The sequence below is a fragment of the Planctopirus hydrillae genome, from assembly GCF_001707835.1.
Lineage (GTDB): Bacteria > Planctomycetota > Planctomycetia > Planctomycetales > Planctomycetaceae > Planctopirus > Planctopirus hydrillae.
Genome location: NZ_LYDR01000137.1, coordinates 1 through 17946, shown reverse-complemented (window position 1 = coordinate 17946; position 17946 = coordinate 1). Strand labels below are relative to the sequence as shown.

19 protein-coding genes and 1 tRNA gene are annotated in these 17946 nt (G+C 56.4%); 5 read left to right on the top strand and 15 right to left on the bottom strand.

The annotated features are described in order from the left end of the window. Positions 1-7 precede the first annotated feature (7 nt). From A6X21_RS16670 to A6X21_RS16660, 3 genes are read right to left on the bottom strand one after another with little or no spacing between them, the layout of a single operon-like run. Positions 8-2224: a phage major capsid protein gene (locus A6X21_RS16670; RefSeq protein ID WP_068849996.1), complete on the bottom strand. Its 2217-nt coding sequence runs from the start codon at positions 2222-2224 to the stop codon at positions 8-10. Beyond that, positions 2205-3707, bottom strand: coding sequence for a phage portal protein (locus tag A6X21_RS16665; RefSeq protein WP_068849993.1), 1503 nt, complete (start codon positions 3705-3707; stop codon positions 2205-2207). Before A6X21_RS16665 ends, A6X21_RS16670 begins: the two co-directional genes overlap by 20 nt. Next, complete coding sequence (locus tag A6X21_RS16660) at positions 3707-3913, bottom strand: hypothetical protein (protein ID WP_068849985.1); 207 nt, start codon at positions 3911-3913, stop codon at positions 3707-3709. The genes A6X21_RS16665 and A6X21_RS16660 overlap by 1 nt, the downstream gene beginning before the upstream one ends. A 324-nt stretch (positions 3914-4237) precedes the next feature. Between A6X21_RS16660 and A6X21_RS16655 the strand changes: the two genes are divergently transcribed. Beyond that, on the top strand, positions 4238-4816 hold the full coding sequence (locus A6X21_RS16655) for a hypothetical protein (protein ID WP_068849983.1): 579 nt from the start codon (positions 4238-4240) through the stop codon (positions 4814-4816). Between the two features lie 75 nt (positions 4817-4891). On the opposite strand, the gene A6X21_RS24770 is transcribed toward A6X21_RS16655, so the two are convergent. After that, entirely contained in the window at positions 4892-5068 is a 177-nt protein-coding gene (locus tag A6X21_RS24770; RefSeq protein ID WP_165603831.1) for a hypothetical protein, read from the bottom strand. Continuing rightward, the gene (locus A6X21_RS16650; protein WP_068849980.1) at positions 5065-7197 is read right to left on the bottom strand and encodes a terminase gpA endonuclease subunit; all 2133 of its coding nucleotides are present in this window, start codon (positions 7195-7197) and stop codon (positions 5065-5067) included. The genes A6X21_RS24770 and A6X21_RS16650 overlap by 4 nt, the downstream gene beginning before the upstream one ends. A gap of 494 nt (positions 7198-7691) precedes the next feature. Between A6X21_RS16650 and A6X21_RS16640 the strand changes: the two genes are divergently transcribed. Both A6X21_RS16640 and A6X21_RS16635 read left to right on the top strand, forming a co-directional pair. Next, the gene (locus tag A6X21_RS16640; protein ID WP_068849975.1) at positions 7692-8393 is read left to right on the top strand and encodes an SOS response-associated peptidase; all 702 of its coding nucleotides are present in this window, start codon (positions 7692-7694) and stop codon (positions 8391-8393) included. A gap of 418 nt (positions 8394-8811) precedes the next feature. After that, positions 8812-9279 carry a glycine-rich domain-containing protein gene (locus A6X21_RS16635; RefSeq protein WP_068849972.1) on the top strand — a complete coding sequence of 156 codons (468 nt, stop codon included), beginning with the start codon at positions 8812-8814 and terminating at the stop codon, positions 9277-9279. A gap of 409 nt (positions 9280-9688) precedes the next feature. Here the strand turns inward: A6X21_RS16635 and A6X21_RS16625 are convergent, their stop codons facing one another. From A6X21_RS16625 to A6X21_RS16585, 9 genes are all read right to left on the bottom strand, one after another. After that, a complete protein-coding gene (locus tag A6X21_RS16625; protein WP_068849966.1) occupies positions 9689-10966 on the bottom strand; it encodes a winged helix DNA-binding protein in 1278 nt (425 codons plus the stop codon). A gap of 93 nt (positions 10967-11059) precedes the next feature. After that, positions 11060-11263, bottom strand: coding sequence for a carbon storage regulator (locus tag A6X21_RS16620; protein ID WP_068849963.1), 204 nt, complete (start codon positions 11261-11263; stop codon positions 11060-11062). A 183-nt stretch (positions 11264-11446) separates the two neighbouring features. After that, entirely contained in the window at positions 11447-11680 is a 234-nt protein-coding gene (locus tag A6X21_RS16615) for a hypothetical protein (RefSeq protein WP_068849960.1), read from the bottom strand. Beyond that, positions 11670-12032, bottom strand: a complete 363-nt coding sequence (locus A6X21_RS16610; RefSeq protein ID WP_068849957.1) for a hypothetical protein — start codon at positions 12030-12032, stop codon at positions 11670-11672. Before A6X21_RS16610 ends, A6X21_RS16615 begins: the two co-directional genes overlap by 11 nt. Before the next feature lie 9 nt (positions 12033-12041). Next, on the bottom strand, positions 12042-12257 hold the full coding sequence (locus tag A6X21_RS16605; protein WP_068849954.1) for a hypothetical protein: 216 nt from the start codon (positions 12255-12257) through the stop codon (positions 12042-12044). Positions 12258-12263: 6 nt separating this feature from the next. After that, a complete protein-coding gene (locus tag A6X21_RS16600) occupies positions 12264-12593 on the bottom strand; it encodes a hypothetical protein (RefSeq protein WP_131818394.1) in 330 nt (109 codons plus the stop codon). A 132-nt stretch (positions 12594-12725) separates the two neighbouring features. Further along, the gene (locus A6X21_RS25345) at positions 12726-12860 is read right to left on the bottom strand and encodes a hypothetical protein (RefSeq protein ID WP_261340649.1); all 135 of its coding nucleotides are present in this window, start codon (positions 12858-12860) and stop codon (positions 12726-12728) included. Between the two features lie 141 nt (positions 12861-13001). After that, complete coding sequence (locus tag A6X21_RS16595) at positions 13002-13859, bottom strand: site-specific integrase (protein ID WP_068849948.1); 858 nt, start codon at positions 13857-13859, stop codon at positions 13002-13004. A gap of 1091 nt (positions 13860-14950) precedes the next feature. Next, positions 14951-15023: transfer RNA gene (locus A6X21_RS16585), tRNA-Ile, on the bottom strand. A gap of 223 nt (positions 15024-15246) precedes the next feature. Here A6X21_RS16585 and A6X21_RS16580 point away from each other — a divergent pair. Then, positions 15247-16440 carry an acyl-CoA dehydrogenase family protein gene (locus tag A6X21_RS16580; RefSeq protein WP_068849942.1) on the top strand — a complete coding sequence of 398 codons (1194 nt, stop codon included), beginning with the start codon at positions 15247-15249 and terminating at the stop codon, positions 16438-16440. A gap of 50 nt (positions 16441-16490) precedes the next feature. Here A6X21_RS16580 and A6X21_RS16575 read toward each other — a convergent pair whose 3' ends face one another. Next, the gene (locus A6X21_RS16575; protein WP_068849939.1) at positions 16491-17051 is read right to left on the bottom strand and encodes a hypothetical protein; all 561 of its coding nucleotides are present in this window, start codon (positions 17049-17051) and stop codon (positions 16491-16493) included. A gap of 163 nt (positions 17052-17214) precedes the next feature. Between A6X21_RS16575 and mazG the strand changes: the two genes are divergently transcribed. After that, positions 17215-17946: nucleoside triphosphate pyrophosphohydrolase (mazG, locus tag A6X21_RS16570; RefSeq protein ID WP_068850180.1), on the top strand; the 732-nt coding region annotated here is incomplete at its 3' end.

Below are 17946 nucleotides of genomic sequence, written 5' to 3'. Positions count from 1 at the left end.
GTGCGGGTCAGGCTCCGGCGTTCTTCATGCCGGCGTAGTGATCGGCCAGAGCGACGCCAAGGTCGTAGTAACCCCGCATCCCGAAGCCGAGAGAGTCGGGAGCCAGTTCCACCTGCTCGATGACCGGCTGTTCCTGGCCATTGAGGAACACCACCTCGACGGCCGGAATGTCCTTCGGATCGGCGAGCAGGTACCAGGCGGTTGTACTGCCACCCAGCGTGGTATCCGCCAGGTAAGGACTCATGACGGGGGTTTTGTTGTACTTCCCGGCGTGAGGGTTGGCTGTGCCGAATTTCTTATCGGCCCCCGTGTCCCGCAGCTCGGACGAGTTGAGCAATTGGCGGGCGGGTGTTTCCACGGAAGGTGGTACCAGCAGGAGCTTGGGAGTCACTCCTACGAGCGCCTTGGTCTTCAGGTGTTTGCGGGTGTTCATCAGGGTTTCGGCCGCCGTCAACGCATCGACGGAGAAAGCCGAACCGGCCCCGGTGAGGATGTTCCCGTTGGCCGTCTTGAAGAAGTTGGCGTTGTTGTTCCAGCAAGTCCAGAAGACCTCATTGAGAGCCATGGCTCCGCCCCGGCCGAGCAGCTTGGTGACATCCTGCAGGGCCGACATGCTGTCGTTGATCAGATCCTGCCGATCGACAGTGAGGATCCTGGCAAAGGTCTCCGCCCGGTTGGTGTAGGACTCATCCGAGAGTGAACCATGCTTGATCTTCTGGCCACGTCCCAGCTTCTCGAACTTCAGGTCATCGACCAGGCGAACCCCATGAATCGTCTTGAAGTCAGTCACCGACTTGATCGCGGCAATCTCTCGCCACGACTGATCGACGTGCAGGAACGCTTCCCGCACGAACTTGTTGGCCACATCCATGAAGATGTCGCTCAGCTCGCTGGTCGAGAAGGCGGCTTTCATGACGGCCTGCTCATAACCCCGGAAGCGCGTTCCTTCGTAGCCATTGGCGCGAGCGGCTTCGAGGCAAAGTTCCTGGAGACCAATTCCCCGTCGATACTTCTTGTCGGCGGCTTCGAGAATCTCCGGCTTGAACTCCTTCTCGACGGAATCGAGGCGGAGAGTCTTGCACAGTGCCGCCTTGATGACCGCGTTGGAGTCGTAGCCACCCCGGCCGCTGGCATGGGGAGAAACGCCTTTGGGTCGTTCCGCCCGCATGACGGCCAGTTCCGTCCGGTCGGCCGACCAGTTCTCTTCAATCGCCTTCGCAGCAATCGCGGCATGCTTACTGCCACAGATCTGGCGGATCGCGTTGATCCGCTTCTCGTTGGCAGCATAGACCCGATTCACGCGGTTGAGGCCAGCCGTCAGCGTGGTCTTGGCACGTCGCTGTTCGAACGTACTGGAACCAGCGGCCTTGGCTTTCACCTTTGCCTGACGGCCCTTGGCCTTGACGTTCGCTCCCTTGCGGCGAGCCGCGACAGGTTTTTCCTCTTCTTCGCCTTCGGCGACCACCTCTTCCTCGGTGTCACCCTCGGCTTCGATGTCGTCCTCGGAATCTTCCGCCTGCATTTCGGCATTGTAGGTCTGCTGCAGCTTCGCGCGACCATCTTCTGTCAGTGCATTGGGATCGATCCCAAGCGAGGCGAGCCATTCTTCAAAAGTCATGGGGATTCCTTTCCCTGCGGCGGATCCAATCACTTTGGCGGAGGCGCCGCCTTCGTCCGCCCCCAGTGCCACAAAACTCACTTCATCCAGACTCGACTTCCGGGCCACATAGAGCGGCCCCTCGAAGGTCTGGCCATTCACCACCACCTGTTCCCCTTCGGCGATCTCTTCGATATGGGCCCAGAATGCACAGGCTCCAATCGAGGCCTCCCAGGGAAAGCCATTGCGTCCCGAGTCGCGGACTTCCACCGCGTCCTGGCCTGCTCCCGAGATGATTCCCGACACGACCAGATTCGTTTCAGACGCCACGATCTTCGTGGAATGACCCACAACTCGGTCGTGGTCATGACTTCGCAGCATCGGTCGCTGTTGGGACTTGATCGACAGCCCCTGCAGATCGATCACGACTGGCAGATCGAATTCGGCCAGGAGAAGTCGGCTGCCGGTGTAAGCTTCCATCTCGAAGCGTGGGAGCGAGTTCTCCCCACCTTCGGCCGTGAACTTGACTGGCTTTCCCGTCGATCGAGCTCGAAAGGAGATCTGGCCCTTTCTGGCTTTGACCTGGGAAGTCTTGGCAGGCTGGCGTTTACGCAGCTTGGCGGGCATTGGGTGCTCCTTCCGGTTGTGGGGCCACCGGCCGGGTGGCCGTGGAATAGATCACATCCGCAATCCGGGTCCGGAGAGCTTCGGTGGTCATTGCCAGGGCCTTGGCCTGCTTCTCCAGTTCCCGCTCGAAATCGAGACCTCGCTTCGCGTACTCACGCGGCAACGTCGTCAAGCCCAGCCGCAGTTCCCGTTCGATGGCATCGGCGGTCTTGGCGGGATCGATGTCTTCATACGGATCCCACTGCCAGGTGTGCGGCAGCCGCTCGTAGGTGAGGCCGTACGGAATCAGCCGCAGCAGCCGGGCTTCCCGCGTCCACATCCGCAAGAGGGGTTCGAGCAGCATCAGCTCGTAATCGGAGCGATCCATGTCACAGGTTTTGTAGTACACCTGGTGATCAAGCCGCCCGCTGGAATAGTTGTAGCCCGACGAATCCCCCAGCGCGATGTTCTTCGGCATCGAGAGGGGTCGGGCCTGCTCACAGAGCAGATGGGTTTTGAAATCGCCATAGAGGCTGGTCGGCTGTTCGGCCTTGAGCTGGTTGATCTTCCAGCCTTCCGGCAGCCGCATCAGCATGCCGCGTTCCATCTCGATGGTGGTGAACGGGTCATCGTCGGATTCCGCCGGTTCCTCGACTGCCCCGGCGGTTTCCATGATGGCCGAAAGGTTCGCGGCTGTTTCAGCGGCCTGGACGACGGCCAGCGTGTACCGCCGCATCATCGCTCCCAAGGGGAGCGACGACATGATTTCGGGGAGGCCTCGATGCTGGCCCGGGCGTTCCACATGGAAGATATGCGAGACATAACCGGCAGCCAGCGTGTCATGCTCCATCTTCGCCGAATAACTGAAGGTATCGCCGGGATGCCGCTTGAGGATGTTGTAAGCGACGACATTCCCCCACTCATCGAATTCGAGACCATCGACCTGATTGATCGTCAACGGCTGCAGGAAGGGCGTCGTCAGCATCTCGGCTTCGATCGGCTGCAGATCGAGCTGGATCCCAGGGAGGCCCCCGTTGTTCTTGATGACCGAGATTCCTTCGCCGTCCTGGCACTGCGCCAGCCGCATCGTCCGCATCTTGGGGCCCAGGCGGATCATCATCGACCACTGGGCAAAGAGAGCCTCCACCTGGGCGGCGATGTTCTTGTCCTCGTGGTGGATCTGCAGCCGCGGGCCGGAACCGATGACGTCGTTCGCCAGAGTGCGGGTCATCCCCCGCAGGTAGGAGTTGTTGAAGATTTCATGCCGGGCCCGGTTCCGGAGAATACGCCGCACGCCGGCCGAGTTGGCGGCATCAGCCGAAAGGCCGTCCGCCATCCGCCAGTGCCGCATGTTGTCGGGAGTCATCTCGGCAGCATCGTAGCGGGCCTGCACCGTCGAGGACTTGCGCGTGGCGTACGCCCGCTGCAGATCTTTGGCAGATCCATGCGTGGCTTCGCTATCCGTGGAGAAGGGACGCCCGAAAGCATCGAGAATGGTGGCCATCAAGCTGCTCCTGGTGGCCGAAACTTGAAGATCCGCAGCCCGCCCAGTTTTCGCCGGGCGGCCTTCTTCTGAGCGAGATATTTGTCGACCTCGATCAGATCTTTCGGGTTGTGCGTCTGCATCGAGCCCGCCGCATCGGAGGCCTGCGCGGGTCCCTGCGCGACCTCAGCAATGCGGTCAGAAAGATCCGGTGTATCGTCGGGCATGTTCGCTTCCCTGCGAGCCTATCCGTCCGGTCGGGCGTGATTCAGGCTTGCAGGGTGGCGCTTGCGCAACACGGATCAAGAGTGATTTCCAGAGAAATCAAGGAGCAGGGAGAGCAAGTTCCACAGGTGGAACTGGTGCTGAAATTGAAGATTGACCATATGATGGTATCTTGAGTGAAATCGAGTTACTCATTTCTGACAAGCAGTTCCCATTGGCATGGAAATCAGTATGTTCTCATTCGATTTGTTTCCATAATTCTCGCCTTCTGGGCTCTTGTAATATCCTATTTGGCATATAGGGCATCTTGTCGCATATGGTTGAAAATGCTCAAAGTTGACGGTGCATTTACTAACTCAATACATGATGGAGAGTACCATTACTTGGACGTCATTATACAAAATCTTGGTATACCAATGCATCAGGTTAGTGTATCACTTTACTTCAAAGTTCAACATTTGGGACTGACATACACTATTGAAATGCAGAGAGTTGAATATCGTCAGCGCCACAAAGTCGTAACCAGTGACAACGAATTCGCCCAAGGAATGATTGGTGCATTTCGATTGAACTCAAAGTCCCTTCAGTTACACGACAGTAACGGGACAGCCATGCTCAAAAATCTGGATAACCCTAGAAGCTGTAACGCTAAGATTCAGGTGTATTCTCAGGACTATCTTGTGGCTGAGTTTCAGCTTTGGCATCGCTTCTACTGGATAAAGTCGAGGTGGAATCGCTTTGCTTACCAGATAAATTCAAAATTCAATAAACATATTAGAATGTCGGATGGATCAGAACGCTTGAAGCTTGGAAAGGTTCTTCCCTGTTTCAATCTTGATAGCCAATTCAAATTGGAACAATTCGTCAAAGGTATTCTTGATTCCGATAATCGGAAAGGGCAGTGAAAAACTGCCTTTTGTAAAGAATGTGAAGTAGATTTCTTCAAATAGTGTTTGGACGCTAGGCTGGTCGATGATCGATCAACCCACGATTCTTTCCGTGGTAGTGATCCGTTGCCCGCAGTGACGGCAGATTTTCACCCGACGAATCCGTTTCGCCTGGCGGCGGGTGTAGTAAGCCCGAAAGTCCCAGCAGCAGCACTTCGGGCATTCGAGGCCGAGCTGCTCGCCGTCGTCTGCTTCTGGTTGCTGGCTCATGCGGCCCCCCGTTTGTTCATCGAGAATTTCTTCCGCATGCGAACAGGGGCGGCTGGAGCATGACCGGCCATCGTGATTCCCTCATACGAAGCGGCCACACAATTCCCGACCAGGACGTCGAGCAAGTGGTTTTCTTCGTTCGGGTTGGCTTTCCACACTTCGATCGATTCTTCCCCAGCCGTTTCCACAGTCGGGGTTTCCCCGCGAATGTGCTCAATCAGCAGCTTGTGTTCATCGCGGATCTTGGGCCGGGTTTCACTGCCCGCCCGGGCACTGGCCCATTCCCCAAAGAACGCCAGGCAGCCGGATCCGCCGAGACTGACCCGCAACCTTGACCAGAGGAACGTTTTCCAGAAGTTCGCATCGAAGCTGAGGTGAGCCACATTCTCCCGGCGGGAACTGTAAGTCAGCCGCCACTTAAACCCGAAGCGGTCTCCCTTTTCTTTGGCCGATTTCGTCGGCCGGAACATCGCGAGCTTGGTTTTCCCCACACCATGGCTCGGCCAGATCAGATCATGGAAGGGAGACTGCTTGCAGAATGATTTCACTAGAGCCGATGTGGGCCCATGGCTGGCATCAATCAGCACACGCCGCAAGGCCAGGTTGGCGTCATCCTCACGCTTCCAGCCACGTTCGAACATTTGCCGGGTGCAGGCATCGAGCCCCGCATAGAGAGCTTCCTCGAGGCTGACGGTGGCCGGTGGCCGACCTTGCTCTTTGGCCCACCAGGTGATCAGATCCGGCCGGCACTGCCTTTTCAGGAAGTACTTCTTCGGCTGGGGTGGCCAGAAACCGTAATCGACCAGATCGCCGGTGTAGCCATCGCCCCAGGCGACGACGCCCCAGTAGAGCAGATCTTCATGGACATCGACGAAGCCGGTCAGCAGGTGGGACCGAGCCGGGATCACACCCCGCACCAGGCCGTTGATCTTCTTCGCCAGTTCGTCGGCTTCAATGATGCGGGAGTCCTGGGCTTCGTTCTCGGGTTCGTTCTGGAACTCACTGAAGAAAGCATCCCGATCGGCGAAAAAGAGATTGATGGCGTTCTGGACGGCGGAGAGTTCATCGGGCTTGAATCGCTCTTCCCAGGCCACCTGGGCCCCGGCATCCATCTCGGCCCGTCGCTGGCGATAGAACTCGGTGGCCACCGCTCCATCGCCATCATTGATCAGGTCTTCCGATCGCAGCTGCCAGTACTGCTCCCACAGATCCATGCGTTGCGGAAAGGCATAGAGCAGCTTGCACCGGATTCCCCGCCAGTTGGGATGCTTCATCCGGTTAAGCATCCTATCGGCCATATCGCCCCGATAGACCACGGTGACAGTCATCAGGGCGGCCAGGGACTTCCCCGGAGCGGCACAGCCGAGAATATCGGCCGAGACGACTTTCTCCCGGGTATCGCATTGCGTTTCACTCTTGGCCGAATCCCGAGTCTGGGGATCGTCGATCAGGACGACATCCGGCCGGGCGACTTCCCCCGATCGCAGGAGATGATTGGCACCACGCACCGCTCCCTTGATTCCCCCCACCTTAATGATGGCTCCTGACGTCTTTGCGTCCTTGATGGCCGGGCAGACGAGAATCGATTTCCCGTAACGAATGTAAGTCCGTTCGCCCTGGCACAACTGACCTTTGCAGCGATTGGCCAATCCCTCCAGGGCTTGAATGGGAAACGCCACTTCCGGGAAGTCTTCACCCAGGGCGAGATTGGTTTCGAGTTCCTGCAGGATCTTCGCCAGGGATTCTTCGGCTTTGGTTTTGTCGGCCGCCACCAGCAGAGCAAAGCGGGCGTGGCCGTACAGAATCGCCCACAGCACCCCACGCTCGCAGATCGTGGTCTTTCCGGTACCGCGGGGCATGGCAATCGCCTGTAACCCGCCATCGAGGACGGCCCGCTCCACGCCACTGATGACCTGCAGGTGATCGGCAGACCAACCTAGGAGAAACGCATTCGGGAAGTAAGTTTCGAGAAAGAGTTTCAGATTTCGCTCGCAGCGAGACCGGCGATCGGGATTCACCACTTCCGGAATCGGGCCGATGTCGCGGGATTGTTCGCTCTGTTCGGCCTGGCGGGCGCGGGATCGATCCTTGTGCCGCTCGTAAGCCGCTCCCCGGTTTTCGGCGTCCATGCCCACTCCCTTCCGAAATCGGGATCCTCGCGCGAAAGAAAGTGTGTCGTATGACTCGCCTGATCGTGCAGGAGTCGAAAACGATCAAAGTTGCGGGAAGGACCCAAAAACTCTGGACGAAATCGCCAGCCCTGCGACAATGCCCACACAGGGGGAGAGCCAGCAGCATCCTTGCCACTGGCTCTCGGGTGGGTTGTCGTAACGACGCGGATCATTCCGGCGCTTGCGCTGGCAAGTGTCAACAGCAACCCAGAGAACGAAGTCATGTCACAAACGAAAAGTGGGCAAGAGGCCCCCAAGCAAAAGCCCATCTATGTGAGAACGCAGCTGGGCTTTTGGGTACTGATCCGGCAAGCCGCCCTCAGAACCCGCCACCCCGGCGGCATGAGCGGCTACGTGGGCGACCTGCTCCAAGGCCTGCGGCAACGGATCCAGGACGATGCGGAATCAGCCCCGGATGCTGTAAGCTGAGTGAAATCACCTGAGGCTTAAAAATGTGCGGCCGATTCACCCTGCGAACAGAACTCAAACTCCTGGCAGAGCTGTATGGTTTCCAGCCGATCAGTCTCCCCTGGACGCCCCGTTACAACATCGCTCCCACTCAGCTGGTGGCGGCAGTGAGGCTATCGGCGGATGCCAGTTCCCGAGAGTTGGAAATGCTTCGTTGGGGCCTGGTACCGAGTTGGGCCAAAGAGATCCCCAAAGGGCGGCCCATGATCAACGCCCGGGCCGATACTGTGGCCGAGAAACCGACATTCCGAGCCGCCTTCAAACGCCGCCGCTGTTTGATCCTGGCCGATGGTTTCTACGAATGGCACCAGGACGGAGAAATCAAAGAGCCGTACTACATTCGCATGCGGGATGAGCGCCCTTTTGCAATGGCCGGATTATGGGAAAACTGGGACAAAGGACCGCAGCCGCTGGAGAGTGCGACGATTATCACCACGGGGCCCAACGAGCTGATGGCGAAGTTCCACCATCGCATGCCAGTCATCCTCGACCCTGATCTGGCCAACGTGTGGCTGGATCCAGGCATCGAAGAGCCGGAAGAACTCCTGCCACTGCTGAAGCCATACCCTGAAGAGCAAATGGAAGCCTACGTGGTCAGCTCCCGGGTGAACCGCGTGAAAGATGATTCCCCCCAGTGCATCGAACCCTGGAAAGACAGCGAAGCCGAACGAACGTTCGACTGGTGATTTCGGGCGAAATCACGTTGGCCATCGTCGCCGGCCGCGAGGGGTGATCGGCACTTGCTCCCGCAGGAGCAGCCGCCGGATGGTTTCACTGGCCACCTGATGTTTCTTGGCCAGTTCCTCGATGCTCAGGCCAGGCTGTGTCACGCGGACAGGCCGGACGCCCTCTGAAAATCAAATTTCGATTAAGAAAATTTAGTCCTGGCATGCACAGTAATTTCAGTGTAACGTCAAATTCTGTTCAGCGATTAGTCGCAACACGTGCGCTAACTTGACGCAACACAACTCACAAGTCCATGCCCCACCGCCGAATTGCGGTAATGTTTTACTGCACTTCGGCGGTCGTATACCTATTGGGCGCCTATTAAGTGCGCATTAGCTGCCCAATTTTTTCAATTGCGCATATCTTGAGGAAATCGAAATGAATGCATCGGTACAAGCTCTTAAGGAAATGACCGCAGAAGACCTGCACAGATCTGTTCTTGAAAAGTACGCCATTGCCAAAGATCATGATCTTTCACGTGTGGTAGACTTCATGGTGTTTCGAGAGAAAAGTGATGAAAAAGAAGTCTATGAAGCAATTGAGGAGTATCGGAAACATATAGCAATTCTTGCTGTCTATACTCCCCTCGGCTACGAGATACCTATTTCAGATGATGTTGACCCTGTTTGGCACACTCATGTTTTGCACACAGGAGATTATCTATCTTTATGCAATAAATTGGGGTGTGGCTTTATACATCATCAACCTTTCGTTTTTCGGGCGGAAGCTGAAGCAATTATGCCCACATACCGAGAAGTCACCTGTGAACTTCATAAGAAGCACTTTGGGCTTAATAACAAGTTCTGGGGGCCTGACAAACATGTGGGGTGCATGAATAAACCCTAGAATCTGATGTACCGCAAGAGGAATCGCCCAACAAAGGGCTCAGCCGACCCGAAAACTCGCAATCCTTTTTGGGGTCGGCTGAGTCCAGGCATTATACCTGTCGCACCGTTCCCCAGTGAATTCGATTTTCTCCACTAAGCCCACGCGAGGATCCAGAAGCAGCACTGCCAGGCGACTTTGCTCGTCTTTAGCAATCGTCGTCTTCCAATAGCCAAGGCTATATCTCGGAAATCCTCGCAACTCAAGGAATTGCTCGAGCTTCTCTGGTTCTTTGGTGCAGCGTGTATTCTTGGAGCCGCACTTGGTGCAAAGGCAATGAAGGATTAAGGCCTCTGTTTGCATGGCGATATTGCCACATTGCCAGCATTTGCATTGATCGGGTGCGGGGCTGCGTCGGTTGTTCATCATGTCATACCTCCGGAATCTGTGAGAGAACCGCGTCCATGCGGGAAGGGTCATCCGTGGGAGTTCGCCGGGCGGCAACGGCTTGCCGCAACACATCGAATTTGTCCGGCCCTGGCTTCGCCGCTGGTGGGCGGGGAGGCGTTCCCTGGACAATCGGAGCCGCTTGAACGATCGGCGGTTTGGGGGCCGTCCTGGGTTGCATGGCGGCTTCATGGGCAAAAATCGCTTTCGCCTGTTGCCGGTCGATGGGTTCTGGCCGATCGAGGCAGATGTTGCCCAGGTGATCCTGTTTGTTGGTCAACAGGTAATGCAGCATCCCGGCCGGGTTGTCGGTGGACTTCACGCAGATCCGGCCCACGTAACAGCACAGGGCGGCGAACTGTTCCAGGGGAACTTCAAAGCCATTCTTCGCGGCCGCCTGCTGCAGCTTGCGGATCAGGGGTGGATTCGTCTTCAGCGCTGAAGCGGTGATCGATGTCAGACCCCATTCAATCCGGGGCTTTTTCTCTAACAGAGAGATAGAAGGATTCTTCTTTCTATCTATAGACTCTATAGAGGGGGTTTGCGCGCTGGGACTTGGGGCTTCGGCGCTAGCGCTTTCGGCCACTTTCCGGGGTCTGCTCGGCAGGTTAACGCGCTGGGGGTGGGGGTTTGCGCTATCACCACTGGCCACTGCTGGGGTTTGCGCTAGAGGTTCCAGCGCAAAGGTGAACTCCAACTGGTCTGGCAGGGGTTTGCGCCATGACTTCGAGCGCTGGGGGTTGGGGGGTTGCACGCAGCCGGTCACCAGTTCCACCACCAAGCCCACCCAATACAGGGTCACCGTCATCAGCTCACCCGCGACATCCCGTTTTCGGCGCCGATGGTTGGCAGTGCGGGAAGTCTCGATCGAGGGAGTGGGCAGCGTGGGAACTGCTGCTGGTGATTTCGCCCGGCGTTGGCGACGACTCGGTTGTGGCATCACCTGGCCCGCGAAGGCCGCTGGAGTGATCGTCAACCGGCTGGGCCTTCCCGGGTGGGATTCCACCTCGAGTAATCCGGCGGCCGCACACTTGGCGGATCGCCTGGTGATCGTGCCCGGGTGGCAGTGGAGCAGCTCAGCGAGTTGCTTTGCGGGTGCCTGCCAGGTGAACGTCGTGGGATCCTGATCGCAGATGGCCAGGAGCAGATCGCGTTCGCCCTGGGGGATCGGCAGGAGCTGCAGCCGGTCTCGCGGGTCGAGGTCGAGGGGCAGTTGTCGCTGCACCTCATGCGCAGGTTGTTGTGTATGGGGGCCGTCCATGGGCCTGACAATCCACTGGGGCTGCCGGGGTCATTCCTTGACCTGGCAGCCGCCTCAGAAGCGGCCACTTCCTGCAGCCGCGTAGGGAGCAAGTTAAGCGGCTGAATCAGCTTTGAGTTCGGGCGTGTGAGTCAGTTCGTCACGAGCGATGTTGATGGAAGCGGGAGCCTCCATTCCCAGTCGCACCGTCTGGTTGCCAATCCGTACCACACGCACCTGAATGACAGTGCCAGCCGGGAGTGGCTCAGTGAGTTCAAATCGCACAGACTCCAAGTACTTTCGAGACAGAACCAGCATGTGATCGATCCTTCGAACAGGGTGAAACAGGCAAAAGCGAGATCACACACGCCCGGATTCGAACCGAGTGATGGCCGCTACGGAGAACTTCCGCAAACTGTGGAGAACCATCAGCCTTCCGGTAGCGCCTAGGACACTGCCGGACTAGCTCGCGAGCTACCTGCTCGCCCGTGTGTGCTGTGGTCAATGGCCTCCTTTCTTCAGGCCATGCCTGGATTGATGGGCCTTGATATAGGCCTGCAGCTGCAGCATCAGGTGCAGCTTGGTGGGCGATTCCGGGAAGGCCAGTACAGCCACCATGGCCCCGCCATAGAAAGCCGCTTGCAGACCTTCGTACTGCTCGGCTGTCATGCTGCCGACTTCGTCATAAGAAGCAGCAAGCATCCCCTGGAACTCGGTTGCGAGGTCAGTCGCCATGAGCCTGGCTCCCTTCAGTTTTCCGATATAGATCGGAAGCAGGGGTTTGAATCGGTGGCATGCCGATGGTGCTGAAGTTCGGGACATCGTCGAAGCCGGCATCGACGACCTGCTGCAGGATCGGTGGCATGTTCTCGCGGGCTGAATAAATGAAGTGTCTCATCAAGCCCGCTGATGCACCGAGGTTCTGTGGATGACGCAGCGACAGTTGGAGTTGGCTGATCAACGCCAGGAGAAATCGTCCTTTGACTTCGAATGCAACCTGCCGGTCGAAGAATTGCCTGGCGGCAGGATCTCGTTCGACTCGGTCGGCCGCTGCCTCGAAAACTTCATCGTGTTGTTGCGGGTACATGTGGTCCTTTCAGTTCTTGGAGGGAGTGGCTTGTTGCTGGGTGAGGTGTTCGCGAATGATCTCCCTTTCCAGGGCGTGACAAATGCAGTCAGGTTTCGCGCACCCTTCGCCGGTCATGACCAAGTGGGTGATCACTTGAAAAGGAATCAGCAGCGGGGGTCTGCTGGCCCCGATTCGATACAGTGCCTCGGCCCGTTGCTCGATGGTGAGATCTGAAGCCTTCATGAGTGGTTATCCTTGAAAGCCAATTGGCCTGGCCACGAGCGGTGCGACTTCCTGGCCACGAATGGTGCTCACGAGGTGATCGAGGATGCGGGCCAGGTTGTCGGCCTCGTCTGCAGTGAGCACGATCGACATCGCGCCGCTGTGGGGGAGGGACTCGACATCGAGAGTCAACTGCACACCATCAAGCAGTTGAGCAGCCATCAGGTGAGAGAGATCGCTGCTTCGCACTTCGCAGGCAGATTGAATCTGCATCTGATGATTGCGGGCAATTGTCCGCACCAGGGCGGAACGCAGGGTGACGAGCTGCACATCACGATCAACATCAACAGCAGGCATGATCCGGCTCCTGAATTGAAAGAAGGGAAGAAAACGAACACGCCCGACCCTCACTGCGAGGGCCATCGCAGCAAAGGCCGGGCGTGTCGGAGATGGGCCAAGAGGTGGCCACAAAGGTGATTTCGAGCGAAATCAGTTCGATGGAGTTGTTGCAGCTGGTGCCGGTGTATGCAGCCCCGCCCCTTCGCGGAAGGCCAGAGGCTGCTTGAGTCGATAGACAGCTTTCAGAACTCTCTTCGTGGGATTCTGGTAATTGCGAGCATTCACTCCCTGCAGCTCGTGACCCGTGATCCAGGGGCCGACTCCTGGTGCGAGGTCGTCGTATGCCGTTGAGCAAGTCTTCCGAAAATCCTCGAACCGAGGGGCACGATCCGATTTGGAGGTTGTGAACTGTGCTGCCTGACAGATTCAATTCCAAGTCTGATAAAAGGTCTTGTTGGGCTTGAATCGTGGAAAGACATGCACTGGATCGAAGTTCTTCTCCTTCACCAGATCGAGGTGATAACGGGCTTCTTTGCTCAATGGAATCCGCTGCATTTTCTGAGTTTTGGTGGCCCTGAATCGAATCGAACCATATCGAAAATCTGTCCAGCCAATATCGTCCCAGGTCAGGCCAAACAGATCCCACGTTCTTGGGCCCGCAGCAAAGCCCAGCGTGAATGCCAACCTCCACAAATCGGGTTCGTGCAGGGGTGAGTACCTTCGCAATGTCGTCGGCCTGCAGGCAGCTGCATTCCGATACAGCCTCGAAAGATCCTTGAGGCTGTAGGTGAAGGGCAAGTATTTGTCCTCGCTCAAGGCCTGGGGGAACTCGAAGTATTCGACCAAGCCCAACCCGCCAGGATTGTGCCGATCTGGTGGCCACAACTTGATGATCAATGGCTTTAAGTGCCGCATCAACTTGTTGACGGTCGCAGGTGAACGATGGGCCTTCTTTCCAGTCCTGGCTCTTTTCAAAGTCTCCTTCAAGAGCTTTGACCGAAAAGTGCGAATCATGTTTCTGTCGATCGTCGACACTTCGGTCTCGGCCGGCATGAGCCGTTCCCAATGCTCGATGACTTCCTCGTAAATCTTGATCGTCGAATGCTTGATCTTTCGGTCTTCGAGGCGTTCCTGCAGGTCGGGATAAATCTTCTCGGCGTAACAGAGCCTGAGTGTTGTTGCCTGAATCGATGGCGGCGGCTGGTCGATCACAAACAGTTGCAGAGCTGGCGGTTCTTTGAGGGATTTCAGAGAAACAGGGGAAACTGAAATGGTTTGTGTCATGGTTATAGGTTCTGCCAAGATCGTGTCGGTACGTAGGAACGCCCGCGCCAGTGGCGAACTGGCTGCAATCCGTTGATTCCTCCGTGACGGGCAACAAATCGGGATCGATCACGAACACGGAAGTTCTGTAAATCCGTGCGTATGATGATCTATAGCTCAAGTTTCCCATGAGCGCAGCACTTCCTTGATCACGCCTTCGTAAGGCGTGGTGATGCCCCAAGAAAAGGCAGGTCTCCCGCGCATGCGTTGAAGGTGCGACAACGCATGCGCGGGATATCTCACACAATGAACCCACGCATTCGCGAGGAGCATGTGAGCCTGCATTAACTCAGCGGCGGACATCGGGAGCCGGTCGAAATCCCGCAAACACGGAAAACGGGACCGGCCTGAATCAAACCAACGAGGCTACGTTCAGGCCGCGGACTCCCGGCGAGCTGAGAGCACGCCGGAGAAGAGCTTGGTCGAACGTGTTTATGCGACACCCTTTCGACGGGGTGGTCAGGCAGATCCTGACGCGGGGCATCACAACGTCAGTTCAGCGATTTGTCAAACGAAAAAAATCGCGATTTCCACTTAGCTGAAAGCAGTTTAATGGGTTCTTCAAAGTGAAATTTCTCAAGTCGAAGCTTGGTTCTCGACCACATTCCAAACATCAAAAAAGCAACAGGAGCAAAGGATCTTTTGTCCTTTACTCCTGTTGCCTGGATGAGCGGCCCCCCGCCGGTGCTGAGCGGCGGGGGGACAGCCAATGAAGAGAGAGGTTCGAAAACGCAGTGGCCCCAAACACGGAGCCTGAAGAGGCTCAAATAGCACACCAACCACATCCTGCGGCCCTGACAGACGCAGCCTCATCTCTTCGCTGTTGCTTCCTTCAAAATCCTCGAATATCCCTTGGTTTTGCGAACGCCCCGCCGGTGCTTCGCGGCGGGGCGACAGGCATTGAGGAAAGAGGTTCAGAAATGTAGTGGCCGAAAGAGCGGAGCCTTTCAAGGCTCTAAGAGCACACCAACCACATCCCGCGGCCCTGACGGACGCGGCCTCATCTCCTCGCTGTTGCTTCGTTCTCAGTCGGTCCAATACCACCTGAGGATTGGCTCCACTGGGATTCGAACCCAGAACCAAAGGATTATGAGTCCTCTGCTCTAACCGTTGAGCTACAGAGCCTGCCGAAAATAAGTTTAATCAACTCCTTCGTGCTTGGGCAGTGAAGCGGGCTTGTTTCATGGTCCGTTTCTGAATGATGGATCGATTCGGCGACCTCTTTTCAGGCCAAACAACAACGAGATGACACAGCAGATCCATGAAGGTTGCTGCAAATCCGCTACAATCTTTGAAGTAGCAGTTGTTTGCCCATGGCCATGCGGACTCGACCAGAGCACTAAAACGTATGATCAATCCACGCGAAGCCCATGACTGGCGTCCCGTCGCTGATGAACTCGCTGCCTTGTGGCAACGTAGCGACGGCGTGCCCAATGGGTCTGCTGTCGAGTCACAACCACAGGCAGAGTCGTCCCCCCCAACGTCTGGCTTGCCAGTGAAACCATGGGTTGTTAAACGCTGGCAGCAACTCGATCGAGCTGGTTTTCTCCAGTGGTTCGTCCCTCAAGATATTGGAGGAAGTCTTGAGATTCACACGGAAGCTGACCGTCTCGAACTCGGCATAATTCTTGCCTCAGGCTGCTTAACCACCGCATTCTTGCTCTCGCAACGCAACGCTTCCGTCCTGCGTCTGGCAGCATCGCCCTACGGCCAAACAAAGACCAAATGGCTCAAACGCAGTACACAGGGAGCCACCTTTTCCACTGTGGGCATCTCTCACCTGACAACGTCACGTCAGTTTGCCACTCAGCCGGTGGTTTCCGCGACGATCTGTGATGATGGGGGATACCTTCTGAACGGAGTGATCCCGTGGGTCAGTTCGGCTCAACGTGCCTCATCGATCCTCACGGGAGCTACAATCATCCCTTCCTTGGCTGATGCCGACCAGATGCTGGTGATGATCGATCCTGAGCAGCCGGGGGTTGATGTTTTGCCGCCCCTTCCACTTCTGGGACTAAATGAGACATCGACAGGTTCTGTCGAGCTGAGAAATGTCAAAATCCGTGTGGATGACATCGTCGCAGGGCCACAACCCCAGGTGCTCAAAGGGAGCAGCCTCCCTTCATCGCAAAACAAGAACACGCCAGCCACAGGCTCACTTTCTACAACTTCACTCGCTTTAGGTGCCACTCTGGGAACCATCAAGCGATTGTCACTCGAAGTCGTCCAGCGGCCTGAACTGCAACCCATTTACGAGGCACTCCTCGCGGAAGCCACGGATTTCAGATCTCAACTGTTTGCCTGCGCTCATGGAACTCTGACCACATCGCCAGAAATCTTGCGACAGCAGGCGAATTCACTGGTTGTCCGTGCGGCTCAGGTTTATCTCTCAGCCTGTAAAGGAGCCGGGTTTATGCAAGGCCATCCAGCCTCGCGTGCCATCTGTGAAGCAATGTTTTTCACAGTCTGGTCGTGCCCGCAATCGGTTGTCATGGCGAGTCTGAAACAGCTCACCTGCACCTCGAGCGACAACTGGAGCTGAATCGACAACATCTGCCTTGCATGCAATCAACAGTTGTGTTGGTTCGGGCGTTACTTGACCGGTTCTGCAGACTCCGGGGCTTTCTCAATTTTCCCCCACATGTGACCACCCACTGCATCATGCTGCCACGTTCCTGCATAACGATCCTTGTAGATCATCACTCGAGCAGTGAATGTTCCCATGAGCGGGATCGTCGTATTGGTCAGTTGAATCATGGGAGTATCCCCGGCCCAGCGAACCTCCACAGGAACAGGAATCTTGACATCCTTGTCACCGTACTTGATGCGGGAAGTGATCAGCCACACAAAGTTGTCTGCCTTTCCCGGGGCGACTTTCCTCACTTCGGAAATCTCATAACGCTCTTCTTTCGGTGATCCAGTCCGGCCATCAATCGAAAAAACACCCACCAGAACTGACCCTGTCATCTGCTTCCGAAATTCCTCCTCGGCAGGAGTCAACTCTCCTGCAGTTTTCACTGCCGGCGATTTTTCATCCTCAGCACAAAGATCTGGCAGAATGCCTGCAGTGGGCATGGCAACAAAAAACAAATTCGCTGCTAGACCAGCCACAAAGAGCAGCATGATCCTGGTGACATGAAATCGGGCACTCATCTGGGCTATCCTTCACCAAATTCAATGGACGAGATCGCAAGCTCAAGCAGACGACTCTCGTTATGATGTGCCGCTCGCACAAATGATGCAATCCCCGGCCACTCGACAGGTGGTCGCTATCATCTGAAAAGCCCGATTGAATTCTCGAAGGATGCTGAACTTCATGACTGCTCATTCGCACGCTTCACCATCATCGAATGGGAAAACGGTCACTGGTCGAGCACTTCCTTTAAGTCAGATGACGGGAGAAACACCTCCCATCGACGTCCTGCTGCCCGAGTTCCAGAAGTTTGTGGAAACTATTGCCCGCCTGCGTGCTCCTGATGGCTGCCCGTGGGATCGCGAACAGACGTTAAAGTCTGTCTGCAAACATACGCTGGAAGAAACTTACGAACTCATCGAAGCCATTGAGCATGACGACAACATCGCTATTGTCGAAGAGTTGGGCGATGTCCTGCTTCAAGTGGTGCTTGATGCTCAAATTGGTCGCGATGAACAACGTTTCGATCTCATCGATGTGATTCGCGGCGTGACCGCCAAGATGATTCATCGTCATCCGCACGTCTTCGGTAACGAATCGGCGAGCACTGCCAAAGACGTGAAAGTTCATTGGGAAAACGCGAAGCAGCAGGAAAAGCAACGGGAATCGATTCTCGATGGCCTTCCGAAAGAAATGCCAGCACTTGCCCGTGCAGCGCGGCTTTCCGAGAAAGCCGCCAGAGCAGGCTACGACTTTCCTCAGCGTGAAATGCTCTTCAGCAAACTCAACGAAGAGATCGAAGAATTGCAGGTAGAACTATTCCCTGCCGGCATTCCTGAGTTCCCTCCGGCGTCGGTCGAAGCGGAGATCATTCCCGATCGCTCGATCGAGCAAGCGGAAGCTCGCGAACGTGTT

Coding starts and splice junctions, on each gene's coding strand:
- A6X21_RS16670 (WP_068849996.1), bottom strand. CDS start 2,224: ATGCCCGCCAAGCTGCGTAAACGCCAGCCTGCCAAGACTTCCCAGGTC.
- A6X21_RS16665 (WP_068849993.1), bottom strand. CDS start 3,707: ATGGCCACCATTCTCGATGCTTTCGGGCGTCCCTTCTCCACGGATAGC.
- A6X21_RS16660 (WP_068849985.1), bottom strand. CDS start 3,913: ATGCCCGACGATACACCGGATCTTTCTGACCGCATTGCTGAGGTCGCG.
- A6X21_RS16655 (WP_068849983.1), top strand. CDS start 4,238: ATGCTCAAAGTTGACGGTGCATTTACTAACTCAATACATGATGGAGAG.
- A6X21_RS24770 (WP_165603831.1), bottom strand. CDS start 5,068: ATGAGCCAGCAACCAGAAGCAGACGACGGCGAGCAGCTCGGCCTCGAA.
- A6X21_RS16650 (WP_068849980.1), bottom strand. CDS start 7,197: ATGGACGCCGAAAACCGGGGAGCGGCTTACGAGCGGCACAAGGATCGA.
- A6X21_RS16640 (WP_068849975.1), top strand. CDS start 7,692: ATGTGCGGCCGATTCACCCTGCGAACAGAACTCAAACTCCTGGCAGAG.
- A6X21_RS16635 (WP_068849972.1), top strand. CDS start 8,812: ATGAATGCATCGGTACAAGCTCTTAAGGAAATGACCGCAGAAGACCTG.
- A6X21_RS16625 (WP_068849966.1), bottom strand. CDS start 10,966: ATGGACGGCCCCCATACACAACAACCTGCGCATGAGGTGCAGCGACAA.
- A6X21_RS16620 (WP_068849963.1), bottom strand. CDS start 11,263: ATGCTGGTTCTGTCTCGAAAGTACTTGGAGTCTGTGCGATTTGAACTC.
- A6X21_RS16615 (WP_068849960.1), bottom strand. CDS start 11,680: ATGGCGACTGACCTCGCAACCGAGTTCCAGGGGATGCTTGCTGCTTCT.
- A6X21_RS16610 (WP_068849957.1), bottom strand. CDS start 12,032: ATGTACCCGCAACAACACGATGAAGTTTTCGAGGCAGCGGCCGACCGA.
- A6X21_RS16605 (WP_068849954.1), bottom strand. CDS start 12,257: ATGAAGGCTTCAGATCTCACCATCGAGCAACGGGCCGAGGCACTGTAT.
- A6X21_RS16600 (WP_131818394.1), bottom strand. CDS start 12,593: ATGCCTGCTGTTGATGTTGATCGTGATGTGCAGCTCGTCACCCTGCGT.
- A6X21_RS16595 (WP_068849948.1), bottom strand. CDS start 13,859: ATGACACAAACCATTTCAGTTTCCCCTGTTTCTCTGAAATCCCTCAAA.
- A6X21_RS16580 (WP_068849942.1), top strand. CDS start 15,247: ATGATCAATCCACGCGAAGCCCATGACTGGCGTCCCGTCGCTGATGAA.
- A6X21_RS16575 (WP_068849939.1), bottom strand. CDS start 17,051: ATGAGTGCCCGATTTCATGTCACCAGGATCATGCTGCTCTTTGTGGCT.